Genomic DNA, 21,917 nt, shown 5'->3' with positions numbered 1-21,917 from the left:
TTGAGGGCATTTAAAATTATTAAACCACTAAAATAAAACGCTAAAAAAGTGTGATGTTACCGAACGCAGGTGTATCATTTTCGAACACTACATATTCAGTAGTGTTTTTTTAAATTACTTAAAATCAGTAAATTGTATTTATGGCACGATAGTAACTATAACAAAGTAAAATATTAATAGTTCATGGATATTGTTTTAGAAAAAAAACGTTTTAGTAAAAAAAGAATCAGCCTTATTATAGGCATTGCACTTATAATTGCATTAATAACATTTGTAATTAGTTCTACAGGAGGTAATTCAAAATTAAATGTTGATTTAGAGCGAATTTCAATTAATGAAATAAAACAAGGTGTATTTCAAGAGAATATTCCTGTTAGTGGAGTTGTAATGCCTATTACTACTATCTATTTGGATGCTTTAGAAGGCGGGCGAGTTGATGAAGTTTTTGTAGAAGATGGTGCCCTAATGAAACAAGGCGACCCTATTCTGCGTCTTTCTAATACAGATTTAGAATTAAGTTTAATAAATCAAGAAACATCGGTTTATAATTTATTAACGCAAATGCAAATTTCACAAAATGCAGCAAGCCAAAATACTATTAATAGATTAAACCGATTAACTGATGTTGAAAACGCATTAATTGAAGCAGACCGTGTTTACCAACTTAATAAAAAGCTATTGGCAGAAAAAGCTATTGGTATGCAAGAATTTAAAGAATCTGAAAATAATTATAAGTACCAGAAACAGCGTATGAAGTTAGCACAAGAAATTTTAAAACAAGATTCTATATCTACAAAGCAGGAAGCGAACCAAAAAAGAAATTCTTTAGGGAGAACGCAAAGTGCATTAAAATTAATGCGAAAAAAAGTAGGCGACTTGGTGGTAAGAGCACCTGTAGATGGGCAATTAACATCGTTAGATGCAGAAATAGGGCAATCTAAAAATAAAGGGCAGCGTTTAGGGCAGGTTGATGTATTAAGCGGATTTAAAGTACGTGCAGATATCGATGAGCATTATATTTCTAGAATTTACACAGGTCAACAGGGTACTTTTTCTTTTAATGGAAAAGATTATAAATTGATTATAAAGAAAGTGTTTACGCAAGTAACAGAAGGGCGGTTTCAAGTAGACATGTTGTTTGATGAAAAAGTTGAAGGTATTAGAAGAGGGCAATCGCTTCAAATTAGATTAGCTTTAAGTGATGAAAAACAAGCGGTTTTAGTGCCTAAAGGCGGATTTTTTCAAAAAACCGGAGGAAATTGGATTTTTAAATTAAATGAAGAAGGCACGCTAGCCTATAAAGTAGATATACGTTTAGGAACTAAAAATACCGAGTATTATGAAGTGTTAGAAGGTTTATCTCCTGGCGATAAAGTAATAACATCTAGCTACGATAATTTTGGAGATAAAGAAGAATTAGTATTAAAAGAATAATATATACATCATGATAAAAATTACAGACTTAGAAAAGTATTATAAAACAGAAGAGTTACAAACCATAGCTATTAACAAGTTGTCTTTTGAGGTTAAAAAAGGCGAGTTTGTAGCGATTATGGGGCCTTCAGGTTGCGGAAAATCGACTTTACTTAATATTTTAGGAATGTTAGATGACGCTGATGGAGGCAGTTTTGTTTTTAACGATGAAGAGGTTATTGATTATAACGAACGTAAGCGCGCCCATTTACGCAAGCATAATATTGGATTTGTATTCCAGAGTTTTAATCTTATAGACCAACTTTCTGTTTTTGAAAATGTGGAGCTACCATTAATTTATATAGGAGTTAAAAAAGCAGAACGTACGAAGCGCGTGCATGAAGTTTTAGAAAAAATGCAGATTATGCACCGCCGCAAACACTTTCCGCAACAGTTATCCGGAGGGCAGCAACAACGTGTTGCTGTTGCTAGAGCGGTTGTTAATAACCCCAATTTAATACTTGCCGATGAGCCAACAGGAAACCTAGACAGCTCTAATGGTAATGAGGTTATGGAACTTTTAACCGAGTTAAATGCTCAAGGAACTACTATTGTTATGGTTACCCATAGTGAACACGATGCGAAGTTTACGCATCGCATTATACGCTTACTAGACGGCCAAAAGGTGGCTGAGAATAGTTTGGTTTAGTTTTTTGTTGGCTGTGCAATTAAGTAACTCAATATAATACTATCGAAGTAAAAAGAAATAAAATGTTTACTGATTTCTCGAATACTGTAATAATTAAGTGATTTTAAAGTCCTTATAGAAACTCATTGAGAAAGCAAAAAATAAACTTATGAAAAACTTAAGAAACAATTCGAAACTACTAATATTACTACTTTTCATCTTTGTAATCCAAACGAATACATATGCAACTTGGTCTATAATAGCTGTTGACCGAACTACGAGAGAAATAGGTATTGCTAGCGCTTCATGCACTTGGGATGTTAGAGGTGTTGGTATATGTGTGCCAGGTAAAGGTGTAGTGGTGGTTCAAGCTAAAAGCAATTCAGAACCAAGAAAACTTGGCATTGAAATGCTATCAAACGGTTCTTCTCCAGAAGAAATCATCGAAGCAATGAGGAGTGAAAAATTTAACCCAGAAGAACAGCAATATGCTGTGATATCACTAGAGGAGCATACAACTCCAGCCTTCTATCACGGCAAAAATATTTGGAAATGGAATGGTCATAAAACATCTAATGACTTTATAGTTATTGGCAATACTCTACCTGATGAAAATGTAGTTTTAGCCGCTTTTGAAGCTTTCAATACAGCAGAAAAACAACCTTTGGCATTTCGCCTGATGAGGGCTCTCAAAGCTGGTGCAGAAGCAGGTGGAGATAAACGATGTGGAATGCAAAGAGCTAGGTCAGCTTATATCACTGTTGCCAAACCAAAGGACAATGAAGCTATTCCTTATTTAGATTTAAGTGTTATTGGTATGAATCCTGGTGAAACATCTGCAGTAGAGCTTCTTTCTAATTTATTTGAAAATTGGAAAAAAAACTATAAAGAGATGAAGAATCGCAGCACTAAAATCTCTATCGTACCTAAATGGTATAAAAAACAATAAGCCTATTTATCTCTAATTAATTCTTGTTTAATAAATCAACAAACACCCATGATACGCAACTATTTTAAAATCGCATGGCGAAATCTAGTAAAGAGAAAAGTATTTACAGCTATAAACATTTTAGGGTTGGCTATTGGTTTTTCTAGTAGCATACTTATTTATTTGTTTATAAGTCATCATTTGGCGTTTGATACATTTCATGAGGACTCAGATAACATATACAGAGTTACTACAGAAGAACACATGGGGCAAATTCATCATATAGCTTCTGCACCTCCAGGATTTGCAAAAGTATTTCGAGAAGAATTTGCCTTTACAGATAAAGTGGCTAAAATAGTAAGACTAACTAATGTAATAGTTGATATCCCAAAACGTAATGGCAAAGCGAAATTTAAGCAAGATATGTCATTTGTTGAAGCTGACTTTTTTAAAATTTTTAATTTTCCATTGGTAGATGGAAGTCATGATGTAGAGATATCTAATCCAAATACAGCGCTAATAACAGCGCAAAAGGCCTTAGAGCTATTTGGTAAAAAAGATGTTGTGGGGGAAACTTTTGTACTTAATAATAACACGTCTATTAAAATTACTGGGGTTTTAAAGGACTTGCCTAAAACCACATTTTTAAATACAGAAATCTTTATTTCTTTTCAAAACGTTAAAAAGATATGGAATTTTATAGCATCTGAAAGGTGGAATGGAACGACCTCTGCTTTACAGTGTTTTGTAAGTTTAAAGCCCAATCAAGATATGGCAGCTGTTGAAACAGTACTTTTAGAACTGCCTAAAAAATACAGGCCAAGAGCTAAAAACAAACATATATATAGATTACAGCCCTTATCTGATATACACTTTAATACAGATTATGGTGGTTTAAGCCCTACGTTTTTAATCATTTTTGGGATTATCGGATTGTTTTTAATAAGCATTGCCTCCATTAATTTTATCAATATATCTACAGCCCAAGCCTTTTATCGCTCTAAAGAAATAGGGGTACGCAAGGTATTGGGAAGTTTAAAACAACACTTATTCTGGCAGTTTTTGGTAGAAACCTTTTTAATTAGTGCATTGGCAGCCATTATTGGAATAGTTGTAACAGCATCGGTTTTACCAGCTTTTAATAACTTATTTGAGCTAGAGCTCTCTTTAAAAAGTCTTTTTGAGTTCAGGTTTATTGTTTTTTTTACTGTTTTATTGTGCATAGTGTCATTTTTAGCGGGAAGTTACCCTGGCGTCTTAATAGCACGTATTGCGCCTGTATTAGCGCTTAAAGGGAAGTTGAACCCTAATGATACAGGTGGTACTTTTACAAGAAAAATATTGGTGGTAACTCAGTTTGCAATATCCATCATACTTATTGTGGCCACTTTGGTAATTTCTAAACAAATTACCTATGCTGTTAATGGCGATTTGGGCTTTGAAAAAGAATCCATCGTTATGTTCGATATTCCGTCTAATACTAAGCCAACGACCCTAAACACTTTAAAAGCGCGTCTAAAAAACATCTCAGGCATTCAAGAAGTGTCTAGTTGTTTTGGTAGCCCTGGAGCTGCAGAAAATAATTGGGGGACTGGAGTAAAATATAATAGCAGGCCAGAAAATGAAGAATTTAGTACCACTCTTAAAGCAGGCGATATAGATTATTTAAAACTATTTAAAATATCTTTAGTTACTGGGCGTCGTTTCTTTAAAGATGATAAAACTACAGAGGTACTAGTAAACGAAAAGTTTGTTGAAAACCTTGGGCTTACTTCTACAGAAGAGGTTCTAGGCAAATCACTACAATTTCAAAAACAAAAAACAACTATTGTTGGAGTCTTTAAAAATTTCCACAATCAAAAATTCACAGAAGAAATAGAGCCGGCCATCATTACGTCCAATCCTAATTGGTATAAAGAAATTGCTGTAAAATTAAATTATGCCAATACAAAAACGGCATTAGCTCAGATAGATGCTATCTGGTCTCAAACCTTCCCCGATAACATTTTTGAACACCGTTTTTTAGATGAACGAGTTGCGGAACAGTATGAAACAGAACAGCGGTATTTATCACTGTCAAAACTATTTTCAGGCTTAGCCATTTTTATAGGGTGTCTTGGTATTTATGGTTTGATTCTGTTTTTTGTAAACCAAAGAATAAAAGAAATTGGTGTTCGAAAAGTATTGGGCAGTAGCGTTAAGAACATACTGGCTTTATTCTCGATAGACTTTATAAAACTTATTATAATAGCAGGAGCCATTGCCACACCCATTGCATGGTATGTCATGGAGCAATGGTTACAAGGCTATGCGTATAGAACACAGGTAAGTTGGTGGTATTTTGTTGTAGCCATTCTGTCTACATTACTATTAACACTTGTTACTATTAGTTATCAAACTATTAAAACTGCTTTTACTAACCCGATTAAGAGTTTAAGGGCGGAATAAAATTATTCCATCATCAATCAAAATATAAAATCATGTTACGTAACTATTTTAAAATCGCGTGGCGAAACCTTATAAAAAGTAAAGGGTATTCTGCTATTAACATTGGAGGATTAGCAATAGGTATAGCTGCGACACTTTTAATTTCACTCTGGGTTTATGATGAATTAACGTATAATGACCATATTGAACATCGAGATAAAATAGCGTTAGTGCTTCAAAATGAAACTTTTAATGGGGAAGTATTAACGCATGGTGGCATCCCAAGAGCTTTAGAAACAGCTTTAAGAACTGATTACGATAGCTATTTTAAACACATAGCGATGGCATCTTTCGGTAAGCAGACTATGGGATTTAAAGACGTTTCTATTTCACGAGAAGGACTTTTTGTACAATCTGGAGGGCCTGATATGTTTAGTTTAGAAATTTTAAAAGGTAAAAGAAATGGTGTGGAGGAAGTGAATTCTATTATGCTTTCGGAGTCTACTGCCAAAGCACTTTTTGGAGATAAAGACCCTGTAGGGAAGATTGTAAAAGTGAACACGAAATATAACGTAAAAGTAACTGCAGTTTATAAAGATTTCCCTGTTAAAAGTTCTTTTAAAGGTATAGAATATGTCATGCCGTGGGCTTTTTATGTAAAGACGAACCGTTGGGTTAAAAAGGCCGAAAATAATTGGAGTAACAACTCTTTTCAACTTTATGTACAGATAGCAGATAATACGACAATGGCAGCCCTATCGTCTAAGATAAAAGATTTGAAAAAGAATTTAAGCAAGAGCACTAAAAAATTTAATCCAGAATTGTTTTTGTTTCCTATGAACGATTGGCATTTAAGATGGAATTTTGAAGGCGGAAAGCAAACAGATGGTGGTAGGATTAAATATGTACGCTTATTTTCAATTATAGGATTACTCATTTTGTTATTAGCGTGTATAAATTTCGTGAATTTAAATACGGCTAGATCGGAAAAGCGCGCTATGGAAGTAGGCGTTAGAAAAGCAATAGGCTCCAGTAGAAATGCATTGATATATCAATTTCTAAGCGAATCGTTTTTAGTGGTATGCCTTGCTTATAGCATTGCCGTTGTTATTGTGCAATTGTCCTTATATGGGTTTAACGAACTTGTAAATAAGCACATTTATTTCCCATGGGATAGTGCTCTATTTTGGTTAGGCTCATTAGTATTTATAATGCTAATTACCTTTATCTCTGGAGGCTATCCCGCATTGTATTTGTCTTCTTTTAAACCTGTAAGCGTATTAAAAGGTGTTTTTCGACCAGAGCGTTTTTCAATGTTACCTCGAAAAATACTAGTAGTAGCTCAATTTACTGTTTCTGTAGTGTTTATTATAGGTACTATAGTTGTAATGCAACAAATTCAATTTAGCAAAGACAGACCTGTAGGTTATAATAAAAATGGTTTAATACAAATACCAACTGCGAATGGTCGTTTTTATGGTAAAGATGTATTAATGCGTAATGAATTTTTGAGGTCTGGGGCTGTTGTAGAAATGGCAACTTCAACCAGTCCAACCACAGCAATAGAATCTAATGAAAGTGGTTTTTTATGGGAAGGAAAGCCAGAGGGCTTTGTAGATAGCTTTGCATGGACTAAAGTCTCGCATGAGTACGCTCAAACCATAGGATTAAAGATTGTAGAGGGAAGAGATTTTTCGAAAAGGTTCTCTACAGATTCTAGTGCTGTACTTATTAATGAGGCAGCTGTAAAGTACATGGGACTTAAAAATCCTGTAGGGACTTATTTAAAGTCAACAGGCTACCACAAAGGCAAGTGGAAAATTATTGGTGTGGTAGAAAATATGATAACCCAGTCGCCTTACGAGCCTGTAAAACAAGCGATATATGCATTTAATAAGCGCGGCGATTTAGGCTATTATAATTTAAGATTAAACCCAGAAAAAAGTATGAGTGCTAATTTAAAGCTAATAGAAAAAGTATTTAAGCAGCACTTTCCTAATTCGCCGTTTGAATATCAATTTATAGATGAGGAATATGGACGAAAATTTGCAGAAGAAGAACGCATTTCAAATTTAGCTAGCTTATTTACGCTACTCGCCATTTTTATTAGTTGTTTGGGACTATTTGGGTTAACATCTTATGTGGTAGAACAGCGGACCAAAGAAATAGGTGTTCGGAAAATTTTAGGGGCTTCGATATCTAACCTTTGGATTATGCTTTCTAAAAATTTTGTTGGTCTAGTTATACTGTCTTGCGTATTAGCAGTGCCAATCGCATACTATTATATGAATGCTTGGTTACTCAATTTTGAATATAGAATTAATGTTTCTTGGTCAATTTTTGTGGTTTCTATTGCAGGTGCAATTTTAATGACGCTAATAACTATAAGTTTTCATATATCGAGAATAGCACGTGCAAACCCGATTAACAGTTTAAGAACAGAATAAAAACAAATACAATGAAAACAAATAAAATTTTAAAAATAGTAGCCTTTTTTATAATCGTAAGCACCAGTGCCTTTGCACAAAAAAAACAGCAAATTGTAGGATTTGATAAGATTGAAGTAAAGACCGTTAATAGGTCTATTTCTAAAGACTCGATTATTTTTATGAATACGAATAAAGGCGATGGATTAGTCATTTTTGAAAATATAGCATTTAAAAAAGGAACTATAGAATTGGACCTTTTAGGGCAGAATTTAAAAGGCAAAAGTTTTGTTGGGTTTGCTTTTAATATTGAAGACAACGCTACTTATGAAGCCATATACTTTAGACCTTTTAACTTTTTAGCAAAAGAAGCTACCAGAAAAAGTCACATGCTACAATACATCTGTCAACCAAAATACACATGGCGAGAGTTGAGAACAACTAGAACGGGCGAGTTTGAAAATGAAATTAAAACACCACCGAATCCAGAGGATTGGTTTCACCTAAAAATTGAAGTAGGAGAAAAAGAAGTGCGTGTTTATGTAAATAATTCGAAAGTCCCCGATTTAGTGGTCGAAAGACTTACAGAAATAAAATCGGATACAATTGGGCTTTGGGTAGGAAATGGTTCCTCTGGAAAATTTAAAGGTTTGAAGATTAATAATTAAAGTTTTGATATGATAAAAATTCAATTACATACAAAAATAGTGTTTAACAAATGGGTACAAAAAACCTTATGTTTTTTATGCTTTATACTTATGGGTAATTCTTTGATTTCTCAGGAGTATAAAGTTATTACAGATACTATTAAATCAAAAATTTTACAAGAACAGCGTAAAATTGAAATCGTGTTACCTAATACGTTTAGCACTAAATCGAAAAAGAAATATGGAGTGATTTATGTTACTGATGGAAATGATAAAAATATAGATGTAATACGCAATGCTCAAGAATTCATTGTTAAAAATGGTAAAATGCCACCAATGCTTATAGTTGCTATTCAAAACACAGACCGTAATCGTGATTTTCTCCCCACTAATCAAGAAAATTTTCCAACTTCAGGAGGAGCTATGCAGTTTCTTAATTTTTTCGAAAAGGAATTAATGCCTTACATCAATGAAAAATACCCAAGCAATGGAACAAATATTCTTTATGGACATTCTTTTGGAGGAGTATATGCAATGACAGCTTTACTCAATAAACCTCATTTATTCGAAGCGTATATTGCTGTTGACCCTTCTTTTTGGTGGGATGATGAAGTGATGATAGCTACCACTAAAGAAAAAATTAATAACCCTGCATTGCATGGTAAAACTTTATTTTATACAGGACGAGAAGGAACGCCATATAAAGGTATGGGAATAGCTGCTATGGATTCGATTTTAAGCGCTTTTGCTCCTGCAGCGTTAGACTGGAAAAGCATGAAATATCAGGGAGAAACCCATGGTTCTATTCGTTATAAAAGTGTTTATGATGGATTAAAATATGCCTATGAAGGTTATTCTAGAAAAAGAATAATAATCCATCCTATGGCAGGGATTATGTTAAAAAATCAACCTATTAAACTATTTAATACATCTGGAAAATCAAATGTAAGATATACACTTGATGGTACTGAGCCAACTAAAGACTCTAAGATTTTTGGAAAAACATTATTGTTAGAAGAACCAGCAATACTTAAAACAAAGATTATAGAAAAAAGAAACAATAAAACTAATAAAACCAGTATCAACACCTATACATTGGGAAAAACTCTCCCAGCTATATCTAAATTAGAAAATTCACAAGTGTCTAGTTTAAAGTATAAGTACTATAAAGGAAAGTGGGATACTTTACCTGATTTTAGTTCGCTTAAACCTGTAAAAGAAGGTAAGATTGAAAAAAAATTTGATTTTTCATTATTTCCAGAAGAGACAAACTATGGCTGTGTGTTAGAAGGTTATATAAAAATTGAAGAAGCTGGGATGTATACTTTTGTTCTAAATTCAGGTTACGATATAAAAATGTATATCAATAACCAACCAATTATAACTAAAATAGGTATGCATAATGTAAAGTATGGTAAAAGCTATGTTTTGCCTTTAGAATCTGGTTATTATCCTATTAAATTCTCATTTCTTAAGAAAGGTAAAAAGAAAGATTATGCCTTTTATTATTTAAAGCCTAATGCTGAGGATTCTGAGATATTTCCTTTTGACTTGTTTTATAGTAAATAAAAAACAACTACCATGATACAAAACTATTTTAAAATCGCTTGGCGAAACCTAATTAAAAACAAAGGCTATTCAGCCATTAATATTGGAGGCCTTGCGGTAGGTATGGCTGTAGTGCTGTTAATAAGCCTTTGGATATATGATGAGGTTAGCTATAACAAAAACCATGAGAATTACGACACCATTGCCCTTGCTTTAATGCATAAAACGGAGAACGGAAAGACCAGAACAAGAAGACCCATGCCATACCCTTTGGGTAATGAATTAAGAGCTAAATATAGTGACGATTTTAAGCATGTTGTTATGAGTTCTTTTTATTGGGATTACGTACTGTCTAAAGATAATAACAACCTCTCTAAATATGGCGGTTTCATGGAGTCTGATGCACTTAGGATGCTTTCCTTAAATATGATTTACGGCGATTGGGACGGATTAAAAAAGCCAAATTCTATAGTAATATCTCAATCTACGGCACGTACTTTTTTTGGGTCAGAAAACCCCGTAGGCAAACACATGAAAATTGATGATAAATTAAATACAACTGTTACAGGTGTTTTTGAAGACTTGCCCTATAATTCAGAGTTCCATGAATTAGAATTTATAGCACCATGGGAACTATATACAATATCTTACCCTTGGGTAAAAGAAGCTAGAGACAAAAATTTATGGGATAATAATTCGTATAAATTATATGTGCAAATAGCGGATGGTAAGACTATGGCATCTGTTAGCGAAACTATTAAAACCGTGGTGCAGGATAATGTGCCAGGAAATAATAAAAGAAGCCTACGAGAGTTAGTGCTTTATCCTATGAAAGATTGGCATTTACAGTCTGAATGGAAAAATGGAGTGAATACAGGTGGGTTTATTCAATATGTATGGATTTTTGGCTTTATAGGTGTTTTTGTATTGGGATTGGCATGTATTAATTTCATGAATTTAAGTACAGCGCAATCAGAGAAACGCGCCAAAGAAGTAGGTGTTCTTAAATCCATCGGTTCAACTAAAAAACAATTAATCCATCAGTTTTTAAGCGAATCATTTCTAGTAGTAGTATTTGCATTTATTATAGCAGTACTATTGGTGCTTTTGGTAATGCCAGCATTTAATGCCCTAGCAGATAAACATATCATTTTCCCATTTAATAATATCTTTTTTTACTTAGTTAGTGTTGGATGCATTGTAGCAACCAGCTTTATGGCTGGAAGCTACCCTGCATTATATCTATCCTCATTTCATCCTGTAAAAGTTTTAAAAGGGACTTTTAAAGTAGGGAAATCTACAACATCTTTTAGAAGGGCATTGGTAATTGCACAATTTACTATTTCTGTAACTCTTGTTATTGGCGCTATTGTTATTGAAAAACAAATAACGTATTCAAAAAACAGACCAATAGGATATCAAAGTGAAGGATTAATAACGATAAGTAAAAACACCGAGGCCTACAAAGGCAAATACAATACACTACGTAACGAGCTTATAAAAACGGGTACTGTGGTAGAAATGTGTGAAGCTTCTAGCCCTTTAACAGATGTGTGGTCTACAGGGGGCGGGTTTAATTGGGAAGGAAAAGACCCCAATTTTGTAACTAATATGGGGCTTTTTTGTATTTCTCACGATTATGGTAAAACTATAGGTTGGGATATTCTAGAAGGACGTGATTTTTCCAGAGCATTTCCAACCGATTCTACAGCTTTTGTGCTTAATGAAACTGCGGTAAATTATATGGGTTTAACGGACCCTGTGGGTAAAACAATTCGATGGGGTAAGAAAAAGTACAAAGTTATAGGCGTTGTTAAAGATATACTGAGAGAATCTCCTTTTGAGCCTACAAAACAAGGTGTTTATATGATAAATTACGATAACACCAATTTTGTAAGATTGAAATTAAATCCTGAAAAACCCATTTCAGAAGCTTTAACAACCATTGAAACTGTTTTTGCTAAACATGTACCTAATGTACCTTTCGAATTTCAATTTGTGGATGAAACTTTTGCAAAGAAATTTAATACTATGGAGCGCATTCAAAAATTATCCAATCTATTTGCATTTTTCGCCATTTTTATAAGTTGTTTGGGGCTTTTTGGTTTGGCATCTTTTATGGCAGAACAACGTAAAAAAGAAATAGGAGTGCGTAAAGTGGTGGGGGCTTCTGTATTTAATTTATGGAAATTACTCTCTAAAGATTTTGTAAAGCTCGTTGTGTTAGCTATAGTTATAGCAACGCCTTTAGCCTATTACGGCGTTAACAGTTGGCTAAATAACTATACTTATAGAACCCAAATCTCTTGGTGGATTTTTGTCGTAGCAGGCATGGGAGCCATAGGCATTACACTGCTAACCGTGAGTTTTCATTCCATTAAAGCAGCTATTGCTAACCCAATAAAAAGTTTACGAACGGAGTAAATCATTCCTAATGTTATGCAATTCGTTTTAATCGATACAAAAAGTGTTATGATATAGAACACTATTGTATCGATTTCGAACACTTTAAATTAATAAAATCATTGTAATTCGCTTGTTATTAAGTGATTACAAAAACGGCACAGTATTCACTATTTTATTATTATGAAGTTTTTAAATAAAAAAATCAATCAATAAAAAATCAAATAAAACATGATACTACAACTTAAAGACTTGTTTAAATGGGTAAACTCAGGAGGAAATAGAGTTTTCTTATTAAACGACATTGATTTAACTGTAAATGAAGGCGAATTTATATCCATCATGGGACCATCAGGCTCTGGAAAAACAACATTATTGAACGTTATCGGCATGCTAGACGATTTTAACGAAGGGGAGTACATTTTTTTAGAAGAGCCTGTTCATAATTTAAAAGAGAAGCACCGCGCTAACCTTTATAAAGAGTACATAGGCTTTGTATTTCAGTCTTATCATTTAATTGATGAATTAACAGTCTACGAAAACATAGAAACGCCCTTGTTATACAAAAAACACAGTAGAGCAGAACGAAAAGCTATGGTAGCCGATATGCTGGATAGATTCAATATTGTGGGGAAAAAAGATTTATTTCCATCGCAATTAAGTGGTGGGCAACAACAATTAGTTGGTATAGCAAGAGCTTTGGTGTCTAGCCCAAAATTAATTTTGGCTGATGAACCTACGGGTAACCTAAATTCAGCTCAAGGAGAAGAAATTATGCAACTATTTAAAAAATTAAATGATGAAGGTGTTACTATAATTCAAGTGACACATTCTGAAAGTAATGCTGCTTACGGATCGCGAACCATACATTTAAGAGATGGGTTGATTGTAAATAAATAATTTAATTATGATAAAAAAAATAATAATATCAACTGTTTTTTGTTTGCTTTTTAGAATTAGTTTTAGTCAAAACATAGGGCAATCTAGTTTTACTTTAGATGATTGTATAGCCATTGCCATAGAAAACAATTTAGATTTAAAAGCAGCAGAATTAAGAAGAAAAACATCTAAAATAAATTATAAACAATCTCTAAATGAATTATTACCAAATTTAAATGCAAATTACAATTTAGGTGTTAATGATGGTAGGAGCATTGATCCGTTTACAAATACTTACAGTAACAGGGAATTAACATTCTCTAATTTTGGAATGAATTTACGTTTAACTGTTTTTAATGGCTTTAGAGTTTTAAATAGTATTAAGCAAAGTAAGTTTAACATGAAAGCTGCCGAAATGGAACAATTAGAAGCAAAGCAAAATTTAATTTTGGATGTAACAATAGGGTATATTGATATTTTAAATAGTCGAGACCGTGTGGAGCTTTCTAAAGCGCGTTTAAAAACAACCGAGGCGCAGTTAAAAAGATTGGAAGCAAATTATAAAGAAGGGGAAGGTAACCCTGCTAATTATAGTGATATAAAGGGACAATATGCTTTAGATAAAGTTGCTATTATAGAAGCAGAGAATAATTTTAAATCGGCAGTATTAGGTTTTAAAAGGATATTAAATATACAAAACGAAGACGAGAAAGAATTCGAAAACATTTCAGATTTAATAGCATTTGATAAATATAAATTATCTGCAAATGATGTGTTTAACGATGCATTGCAAAATTTAGCAACATTTAAATCTAGACAGTTTAGAGTTGAAGCTGCCAATAAAGGCTTAAAAGTCGCTAGGGCAAATTATTTCCCAGAAGTATCTCTTTTTGGTCAGTTTAACACTAATTATTCGAGTTTAGCAGAAACTTTTACAGAGACAGGTTCTAGTATTATAGAAACGGGAGATTTTGTAACTATAGATAATCAAGATTTCCCTGTACTTAATAATAAGCCCCAATTTGAAGGTAATAAGATAAGCTATAAAGACCAATTTGATAATAATTTAAGTACTGTAGTTGGTGTTTCTGTTCGTGTGCCTTTGTTTAATGGGTTTAGAGCAAAAAATAATATAGGTTTGCAAAAAGTAAGATTAAAAGAGAGTGAATTAGAGTTAGAAAATATAAAAACACTTTTTAATCAAAATATAAAAGAGGCTTATAATAATATGGAAGCTGCATTTAATAAATATGATGTTTTAGAAGATCAAGTTAAAGCTTATGAAGAGTCATTCAGAATAAATGAAGTTCGTTTTAATAATGGTGTTTCTAATATTGTAAATTATATTACAAGTAAAAACAATATGGATAATGCGCAGTTAAATTTAAATCGGGCAAAATACGAGTATTTATTGCGAGTTAAAGTTTTAGATTATTATAGAGGTAAAGTGGTTCAATTATAAAAAAAAGTATTTTATTCAATACACTTTAATTTATCAATAAAAAATTCTTTATAATCAATAAAATTTATTTGCTTAAAGCCTTGAGTTCCTTTTAGTACAATAGATTTTATTGGAGAATTTTTTAAAATATCCATTTGAGTTTTAGTTATTCTGGCTTTGAAAAGAAACGTTTCTCCGCATTCAATATCCCAGGAATGATAAAAAGCAATAGTACGATCGTTTTCTAGTGTTACTTTTACACTTGATCTTTTGTTAGGAAGGTATGTAGCACATCCTAAATCACCAATATAGTTAAAGAAGATATTTTGTTTTCGGTTTTGTTTATATAATTCAACGGTTAAATTGTTGCCTAAACTATATGGCTCGGTTCTAACAGTGGTTATGTTATAAAATTTATCATATTCATTAATTTGATAATGACATGAATCTCTAAATTTCATTCTGTCAATAAGTGCCTTTTTTTGATTATCTTCTTCTTGGTTAGAATTGGAATTGTTAGTTCCTTGAGCTACAGCAACATTCTTTCTTAATGCTTCTAGTTCTTTTCTTTCTTTTTCTATAACCGCTGCTATAGAATCGTTTTGTCTTCTTAATTTAATTAATTGTTTCGTTTCTTGTTCTCTTGCTTTTACAATGGAGTCATATCTGTTTTTTTCAATACTTTGATTTCTTAACTCTTTTTCTGCTTGATTTTGTTTAATTGTATTTTGTCTTTGAGTTTCGGCTAATGCTTCTTTTTGTGCTTTAGCTTTTGCAACAGAGTCGTTCCTTTTTCTAAGTGCTTCAAGTTCTCTTTCTTTGGTTGCTTTAATTTTAGCAATTGAGTCTTGTGTTTTTCTTTCTGCTATTACTTTTTGTTTTGCTTTTATTTTAACTACAGAATCGTTACGTTTTTTTAATAATTCAAGAGCCTTTTTTTTCTTGTCTTTTGCTAGTTTAATTGAATCATTCTTGTGTTTTAAAATTCTATGCTTCTCTTCAATAGCTTGTTTAGCTGCGTCTTCCTTTTGTTGCTTAATGAGTTCTTCAGCCTGAATAATAGAATCTTTTTTAGCTTGATCAATACGTTGCTTTTTTAATTTTTCTGCAACTTTAGCCTCGGCATCTTTTTGTTTTTGAAGTTCTATTTGTTTTTTAGCGTTTTTTTTAGCTTGTATTATGGAGTCTTTCTTAGCTTTTGCTAAACGTTGTTTTTTTAATTTTTCTTCGGCTTTGGCAATGGCATCTTTTTGCTTTTGAAGTTCTATTTGCTTTTTAGCTTCTTCTTTAGCATTAGCTATAGAGTCATTTTTTTGTTTTTCGGCTAATAATCTATTCTGTTCTTTTTTAACTTGAGTTATAGAATCTCTCTTTCTTTGAGCTATGCGTTCTAAATTAAGTGCTTCTTCAGCTTTAGCAATAGAATCTTTTTTAGCTTGAGCAATACGCTGTATTCTTTGTTCTTCTTTTGCCTTGGCTATAGAATCGTTTCGTTTTTGAAGTTCTAATTGCTTTCTAGCCTCTTCCTTAGCTTTTGCAATAGCCTCATTTTTTTGTTTCTCTTCTAATACTCTTTTTTGCTCTTTAATAATTTGAGTAATAGAATCTTGTTTTCTTTTCGCTATGCGTTGCTTTTTTAATATGTCTTTAGCTTTAGCTATAGAATCGTTTCTTTTTTGGATTATAAGTTGCTTTCTAGCTTCTTCTCTTGCTTTAGCAATGGAGTCATTTCTTTGTTTTTCTTCTAGTAACCTATTTTGTTCTTTAATAACTTTAGCAATGGAATCTTTTTTGGCCTGAGCAATACGTTGTATTCTTTGTGCTTCTTTTGCTTTGGCTATAGAATCGTTTCGTTTAATTTCTAAAAGTATTCTCTGTTTTTCGGCTTCAATTTTAGCTATAGAATCTGTACGCCTTTTTTTAATTAAGTCTAGCTTTTCTTGTGCTTGTCTTGCAATAGCTTCTGCTTTATCTTGTCTTAGTTTTCTAGCTTCGATAGCTTTTTCTCTCTGCTTTTCTTCATGATCAAAATATAAATCCATCATTTGTTCATTAACAAACAAGTATTGGTCTCTAACATAGCCTACTAAATTGTTGTATTTTATTTTATAGGTATAGTTGCCTAAGAAGGCTGTTACAATACATCTTTGGTTTTCTTTAAACTGAGAAATGATTTCAGAAGATTGATTCTCAGATTGGTATAAATTACCATCTTGAGAGAACTTAGTAGAAATACTAGCTTCTTGGGCAAATAATTGTACGGTGAAGCTTAAAAATACTAATAATGGATAAATATGTTTAACCATAGGTTTTATAGATTTGAGAGGGCATTTGTGATTATTCAATGTAAATGTAATATTAGAAATAGCTAAAATGAAAAAATTAAGCCGAAATGCTTGTTTTTATCTATCAATCTAACGTGTTTCTAGTTACAAACCATCTCCAGCCAATAATTACCATTTGTAATTTGGTTGCTTTTGTTAAATCTAATTTTCTTTTAGAATAACTCGGAAGTATTAGTTTATTTACTTTAGCTAAAAATTTAAAAACTTGCTTTTTCACTTAACACTTAATTAAAGTGTAAAAATAGTAAAACTTATTCTAGACTAAGTTTTACATGGTTTTGGATTTAGATAATTGAAATAATAAAGAGTATTACATCAATTACAATTTTGGCAAGTGTTATCATATTTTTAGGTTTTAAGGGTTAGTAAATGAATTATTTATATCAATGTTTTTTGAAGATATATATTTACTAATATGCTCACCAAGTATTTTTATTAAAATCGATGAATTTAAATACGAATTTGTAATCATAAATATGAAATTAATTTCAATATTAATGTGACTATCTATAATTAAGTTTTATTTTGAAATCATAAGTATATATTATTGTATTGTTGTGTAATAATTAAAGGGCTTTTTTATGATGGTATTTGTATCCCTAGGGCTTTTTTGTTTTATAAATTGCTTTTTTAGTCTATTTCGTTATTTTTTATTAAAAAATTGTTATTAGATTTATCAATCTGTATATCTATAATTTGCTATATGAGTGTAGAAAAACTTTTAACTTTTAACTTCTAGCTTTTCACTTTCATTTATCTTCGCAAAAAAAAGTTTATGAGTATCCTTTGGGTTATCCTTGGTTTTATTTTGTTAGTAGTAGGAGGGGAGTTTTTAGTACGCTCTTCAGTGGCCTTATCATTTAAGTTTAATATTTCTAAAATGGTAATTGGTATGACGGTGGTTTCTTTTGCCACTTCTGCTCCAGAGTTACTAGTAAGTTTACAAGCGGCATTATCGGGTTCTCCAGCAATTGCTATTAATAATGTAGTAGGTTCAAACATTGCAAATATTGGGTTAGTATTAGGTATAACGGCTATGGTTGGTGCTATTGCTGTAGATAAATCGTTTTACAGGGTTAATTGGCCAGTTATGATGGTGTTTTCTATTATACTATATTATTTTTTGAAGAATGATAATGTTTTAACAGCTATTGAAGGCGGTATTTTATTTGCTGGACTCGTTACTTTTTTGGTTTTTCTAATTAGAAGCGCAAAAAAGGATACTGTATCAGAAGGGGTTGATGATGCTTTATCAACAGTTTCTAATTTTAAAATAGGTTTGTGGTTAATAATAGGCGCGGCATCACTTTATTTTGGAAGCGAATGGTTGGTTAATGGTTCAAAAGAAATAGCTAGGTCAGTTGGTGTTAGTGAAGCTGTAATAGGAGTATCATTAATAGCTATCGGAACAAGTGTGCCAGAATTAGCTGCATCTGTAATTGCAGCAGCAAAACAAGAAAAAGCCATTTCTTTAGGTAATTTAATTGGTTCGAATATATTTAATATAGCTTCAGTTTTAGGGTTAACGGCTTTAATAAAGCCCATTCCGGTAACCGAGCCACAAATATTGTCGAACGATATTTTTTGGATGCTTGGTTTTTCAGCCATTTTAATACCTCTTATATTTCTTTTTAAACGTTTTCAAATTAGTAGAGGTAAGGGGTTCTTTTTAGTTGTTGGCTATGGTGTTTTTATGTTTTTGGTATTTACGCAAGGGAAACTTTAAGTTTGTAAATCTATAAAGTTTATTACTTGACTTTGTCAGAAAAATTTGCTAACTTCGTTTAACAATCGATAAAGTTCATTGAAACGGAACTTTATCTTTGTATTCTATGCAATAATAAAAAACACTCTTTGAAACAATTAACATTCATACTCATAATAGCAATCTTTCTTGGTTGTAAGCAAAATTCTAAATCTGAATTTATCGCTCTGGGTTCGGATAAAATCTCTATCCGAGAGCGAAAAGAATTAAATCAAAATATACTCAATTATGTAAAATATAATTCTGATGTTCTAGCTTTAACGAATGTGACAGTATTTGACGGAAAGGGAAATCCAGCTAAAGAAAATCAAACATTGATTGTTGAAAATGGTCATTTTCAAGCAATTGGACAAAGTTCGAAAATTGACATACCAAAAGGAGCGACTACAATAAATTTAAAAGGAAAAACAATTATCCCGGGAATTGTAGGAGTTCACAATCATCTACATATTCCAAGATTTCCATTTGTTGGAGAAACAGCCTCAAAACTTTACTTGGCATCGGGAGTAACAACTATTCAAACTTGTGGTTCAGCATCACCAGAACAAGGAGTAGAATTGTCAAAAAAAATTGAGCAAGGTAAATTCATTGGCCCCAATATAATAACAAGTGGTCCATATTTTACAGGAAAAGGAGGTAATCCAAATATGATTATCCCACGTGACGAAAAACATATAAAGGATACAATTCAATATTGGACAAAAAAAGGGGTTCGATGGTTTAAAGTTTATCGCCATACAACACCAAGCGACTTGGAAATAATCATCCAAGAGGCACATAAACGGAATGCGAAAGTAACAGGACATTTGTGTTCAATCACATTTGAGCAAGCAACAAATTTTGGAATTGACGGAATAGAACACGGACTGAATAGCACAAGTGATTTTAGAAAGAATAAGACATTCGGTATTTGTGATGGCTCAAGAGAATATATAGATGAGTTGAATATTGATAGTGAGAAAGTAAAACGGCTTCAACAGTTAATGATTGACAACAACGTTTTTTTGACTTCAACATTGGCAATTTATGAGTCAAGTGTTCCAAATAGAGCCTTTGCAGATGAACGTACATTAGAAGTAATGTCATCATTTTTAAAATCTCAATATAGTGAGAGAAGAAATAATTTCGATAGCCAAAAATCGAGTGATAACTTAAGGGAAAGAAGATTAAAACGAATCATGGAATTTGAATATCAATTTTTCAAAATGGGTGGAACTTTAACAGCAGGAGTTGATGCAGGCAGACACGTTCTTCCAGGTTTTGGAGACCAAAGAAATTTTGAATTACTAAAAGAAGCAGGATTCACGAACGAGGAAGCAATCAAAATTATGACGAGTAATGGCGCGAAAGTTCTTTCCAACTCTGAAGTTGGGGTAATTGAGAACGGAAAAAAAGCAGATTTTGTAGTAATTAATGGAGATATTAAAAAAAATATTCGCAATGTTGAGTTAGTTTTCAAAGATGGTTATGGGTATGACCCAAAATTAATTTTAAAGGATATGAATGGAAAATTTGGAGAATAATAACTGCATAGAACATTGTATAAAAATAATAGCGGCTTAATCCCTAAAACGAAAATGAAATATATAAACCAAGAGATAATAATAAACCGAATAATAAGTGCGTAAAACCCGCTACTATTCTTATACGTTACCGTTAAACGAACCTGACAAAAACAAACTACTTTAAGATTTAGAAATTAATCTTGCAAACAAAGGCGTTAGGGATTGAACGGCATGTTTGAGCTCACCGACGAAGGAGGAAGCGAGTAGTGAAAGCCCGACCCTTGTGGTAACACCCAAAAAATTAACGCATAAAAAACGCCAACAAATACATGTATGTTGGCGTTTTTAATATTATAAATGGAGTAAAATTATTTAACTGGTTTAACAGTTTTGATAATTCTTGCAGCAATTTTATATGGGTCTCCGTTTGAAGATGGACGACGATCTTCTAACCATCCTTTATATCCTTTTTCAACAGCGATAATTGGAATACGGATTGATGCTCCTCTATCTGAAACTCCCCAAGAGAAATCGTTAATAGATGCAGTTTCGTGTAATCCAGTTAAACGTTGGTCGTTAAACTCGCCATATACATCAATATGTTCTTTAGTTACAGGACGGAAAGCTTCACAAATTTCAGCATATTTCTCTTTAGAACCACAAGTTCTTAATATTGTATTAGAGAAGTTAGCGTGCATTCCAGAACCATTCCAGTCTCCTTTAATTGGTTTTGGGTGGTATTCAATGTACCATCCATACTTTTCAGTTAAACGGTCTAATAAATATCTAGCAACCCAAATTTCATCACCAGCTTTCTTAGCCCCTTTTGCAAATAATTGGAATTCCCATTGTCCAGATGCAACCTCTTGGTTAATCCCTTCAAAGTTTAATCCAGCATCGATACATAAATCTGCATGCTCTTCAACGAAGTCTCTTCCGAAAGTATTTTTTCCACCAACAGAACAGTAGTACATACCTTGAGGCCCTGGGTAACCACCAATAGGGAATCCTAATGGTAATTGAGTTTCTCTATCCATAATAAAGTATTCTTGCTCGAAACCGAACCAGAAATCGTTATCATCATCTTCAATAGTTGCACGAGCGTTAGACTCATGTGCAGTTCCATCAGCATTTAATACCTCAGTCATAACTAAATATCCGTTTCTACGTGTAGGATCAGGATAAATAGCAACTGGTTTTAAAATACAGTCAGATGCTCCTCCAGAAGCTTGTTTTGTAGATGAACCGTCAAAAGACCAGTTTCCTAATTCTTCTATTGTTCCTTGAAAGTTTTCATGCTCTTCAACCTTAGTTTTACTTCTCAAATTTTGAGTTGGGTAATAACCATCTAACCAAAGGTATTCTAGTTTAATTTTTGCCATAATGAATATTTTATAATTGAAATATTGATAATAATATCACAAATATATAAGTTTCTCTTTTTACTTTGTATTTACGTGGGGTATTTTAATAAATACATGAGTTATTTTTATTTATACCCT

At 32.4% G+C, this 21,917-nt stretch carries 15 protein-coding genes; 12 read left to right on the top strand and 3 right to left on the bottom strand.

Going from position 1 to position 21,917, the window contains the following annotated elements:
- Nucleotides 1–183 precede the first annotated feature (183 nt).
- The 10 genes from Q0870_RS02805 (at nucleotide 184) to Q0870_RS02760 (ending at nucleotide 14,821) form a co-directional block, all read left to right on the top strand.
- Complete coding sequence (locus tag Q0870_RS02805) at nucleotides 184–1,434, top strand: efflux RND transporter periplasmic adaptor subunit (RefSeq protein ID WP_298550875.1); 1,251 nt, start codon at nucleotides 184–186, stop codon at nucleotides 1,432–1,434.
- Nucleotides 1,435–1,444: 10 nt separating this feature from the next.
- Complete coding sequence (locus Q0870_RS02800) at nucleotides 1,445–2,122, top strand: ABC transporter ATP-binding protein (protein WP_298550873.1); 678 nt, start codon at nucleotides 1,445–1,447, stop codon at nucleotides 2,120–2,122.
- Between the two features lie 148 nt (nucleotides 2,123–2,270).
- Nucleotides 2,271–3,050 (top strand): DUF1028 domain-containing protein, encoded by a 780-nt coding sequence (locus tag Q0870_RS02795; protein WP_298550871.1) that lies wholly within the window; start codon nucleotides 2,271–2,273, stop codon nucleotides 3,048–3,050.
- Between the two features lie 48 nt (nucleotides 3,051–3,098).
- A complete protein-coding gene (locus Q0870_RS02790) occupies nucleotides 3,099–5,477 on the top strand; it encodes an ABC transporter permease (RefSeq protein ID WP_298550869.1) in 2,379 nt (792 codons plus the stop codon).
- A gap of 32 nt (nucleotides 5,478–5,509) precedes the next feature.
- Nucleotides 5,510–7,903, top strand: coding sequence for an ABC transporter permease (locus Q0870_RS02785; protein WP_298550867.1), 2,394 nt, complete (start codon nucleotides 5,510–5,512; stop codon nucleotides 7,901–7,903).
- An 11-nt stretch (nucleotides 7,904–7,914) separates the two neighbouring features.
- A complete protein-coding gene (locus tag Q0870_RS02780; RefSeq protein ID WP_298550865.1) occupies nucleotides 7,915–8,550 on the top strand; it encodes a hypothetical protein in 636 nt (211 codons plus the stop codon).
- A gap of 9 nt (nucleotides 8,551–8,559) precedes the next feature.
- The gene (locus Q0870_RS02775; RefSeq protein ID WP_298550864.1) at nucleotides 8,560–10,098 is read left to right on the top strand and encodes an alpha/beta hydrolase-fold protein; all 1,539 of its coding nucleotides are present in this window, start codon (nucleotides 8,560–8,562) and stop codon (nucleotides 10,096–10,098) included.
- Nucleotides 10,099–10,110: 12 nt separating this feature from the next.
- Nucleotides 10,111–12,501, top strand: a complete 2,391-nt coding sequence (locus tag Q0870_RS02770; RefSeq protein ID WP_298550862.1) for an ABC transporter permease — start codon at nucleotides 10,111–10,113, stop codon at nucleotides 12,499–12,501.
- A gap of 210 nt (nucleotides 12,502–12,711) precedes the next feature.
- Nucleotides 12,712–13,380: an ABC transporter ATP-binding protein gene (locus tag Q0870_RS02765; RefSeq protein WP_298550860.1), complete on the top strand. Its 669-nt coding sequence runs from the start codon at nucleotides 12,712–12,714 to the stop codon at nucleotides 13,378–13,380.
- 7 nt (nucleotides 13,381–13,387) lie between these two features.
- Complete coding sequence (locus Q0870_RS02760; protein WP_298550858.1) at nucleotides 13,388–14,821, top strand: TolC family protein; 1,434 nt, start codon at nucleotides 13,388–13,390, stop codon at nucleotides 14,819–14,821.
- An 11-nt stretch (nucleotides 14,822–14,832) separates the two neighbouring features.
- Here Q0870_RS02760 and Q0870_RS02755 read toward each other — a convergent pair whose 3' ends face one another.
- Together Q0870_RS02755 and Q0870_RS02750 are read right to left on the bottom strand one after the other, a co-directional pair.
- Nucleotides 14,833–17,106 (bottom strand): hypothetical protein, encoded by a 2,274-nt coding sequence (locus tag Q0870_RS02755; protein ID WP_298550856.1) that lies wholly within the window; start codon nucleotides 17,104–17,106, stop codon nucleotides 14,833–14,835.
- Nucleotides 17,107–17,209: 103 nt separating this feature from the next.
- Entirely contained in the window at nucleotides 17,210–17,362 is a 153-nt protein-coding gene (locus tag Q0870_RS02750; protein ID WP_298550854.1) for an SsrA-binding protein, read from the bottom strand.
- A 558-nt stretch (nucleotides 17,363–17,920) separates the two neighbouring features.
- On the opposite strand from Q0870_RS02750, the gene Q0870_RS02745 reads away from it, so the two are divergent.
- Nucleotides 17,921–18,871 (top strand): calcium/sodium antiporter, encoded by a 951-nt coding sequence (locus tag Q0870_RS02745; RefSeq protein ID WP_298550852.1) that lies wholly within the window; start codon nucleotides 17,921–17,923, stop codon nucleotides 18,869–18,871.
- 128 nt (nucleotides 18,872–18,999) lie between these two features.
- A complete protein-coding gene (locus Q0870_RS02740; protein ID WP_298550850.1) occupies nucleotides 19,000–20,433 on the top strand; it encodes an amidohydrolase family protein in 1,434 nt (477 codons plus the stop codon).
- Nucleotides 20,434–20,783: 350 nt separating this feature from the next.
- Here Q0870_RS02740 and Q0870_RS02735 read toward each other — a convergent pair whose 3' ends face one another.
- Complete coding sequence (locus tag Q0870_RS02735) at nucleotides 20,784–21,797, bottom strand: glutamine synthetase beta-grasp domain-containing protein (protein WP_298550848.1); 1,014 nt, start codon at nucleotides 21,795–21,797, stop codon at nucleotides 20,784–20,786.
- Nucleotides 21,798–21,917 lie beyond the last annotated feature (120 nt).

This window comes from uncultured Algibacter sp., assembly GCF_947487575.1.
Classification (GTDB): domain Bacteria; phylum Bacteroidota; class Bacteroidia; order Flavobacteriales; family Flavobacteriaceae; genus Algibacter_B.
Note: the sequence above shows the minus strand (reverse complement) of the source record. Positions and strands in the feature narration are given on the sequence as shown.

What these genes read in the sequence shown, in the direction of transcription:
- Q0870_RS02770 (WP_298550862.1), top strand. Translation starts at nt 10,111, where the DNA reads ATGATACAAAACTATTTTAAAATCGCTTGGCGAAACCTAATTAAAAAC.
- Q0870_RS02790 (WP_298550869.1), top strand. Translation starts at nt 3,099, where the DNA reads ATGATACGCAACTATTTTAAAATCGCATGGCGAAATCTAGTAAAGAGA.
- Q0870_RS02760 (WP_298550858.1), top strand. Translation starts at nt 13,388, where the DNA reads ATGATAAAAAAAATAATAATATCAACTGTTTTTTGTTTGCTTTTTAGA.
- Q0870_RS02780 (WP_298550865.1), top strand. Translation starts at nt 7,915, where the DNA reads ATGAAAACAAATAAAATTTTAAAAATAGTAGCCTTTTTTATAATCGTA.
- Q0870_RS02775 (WP_298550864.1), top strand. Translation starts at nt 8,560, where the DNA reads ATGATAAAAATTCAATTACATACAAAAATAGTGTTTAACAAATGGGTA.
- Q0870_RS02755 (WP_298550856.1), bottom strand. Translation starts at nt 17,106, where the DNA reads ATGGTTAAACATATTTATCCATTATTAGTATTTTTAAGCTTCACCGTA.
- Q0870_RS02785 (WP_298550867.1), top strand. Translation starts at nt 5,510, where the DNA reads ATGTTACGTAACTATTTTAAAATCGCGTGGCGAAACCTTATAAAAAGT.
- Q0870_RS02805 (WP_298550875.1), top strand. Translation starts at nt 184, where the DNA reads ATGGATATTGTTTTAGAAAAAAAACGTTTTAGTAAAAAAAGAATCAGC.
- Q0870_RS02735 (WP_298550848.1), bottom strand. Translation starts at nt 21,797, where the DNA reads ATGGCAAAAATTAAACTAGAATACCTTTGGTTAGATGGTTATTACCCA.
- Q0870_RS02800 (WP_298550873.1), top strand. Translation starts at nt 1,445, where the DNA reads ATGATAAAAATTACAGACTTAGAAAAGTATTATAAAACAGAAGAGTTA.
- Q0870_RS02765 (WP_298550860.1), top strand. Translation starts at nt 12,712, where the DNA reads ATGATACTACAACTTAAAGACTTGTTTAAATGGGTAAACTCAGGAGGA.
- Q0870_RS02795 (WP_298550871.1), top strand. Translation starts at nt 2,271, where the DNA reads ATGAAAAACTTAAGAAACAATTCGAAACTACTAATATTACTACTTTTC.
- Q0870_RS02745 (WP_298550852.1), top strand. Translation starts at nt 17,921, where the DNA reads ATGAGTATCCTTTGGGTTATCCTTGGTTTTATTTTGTTAGTAGTAGGA.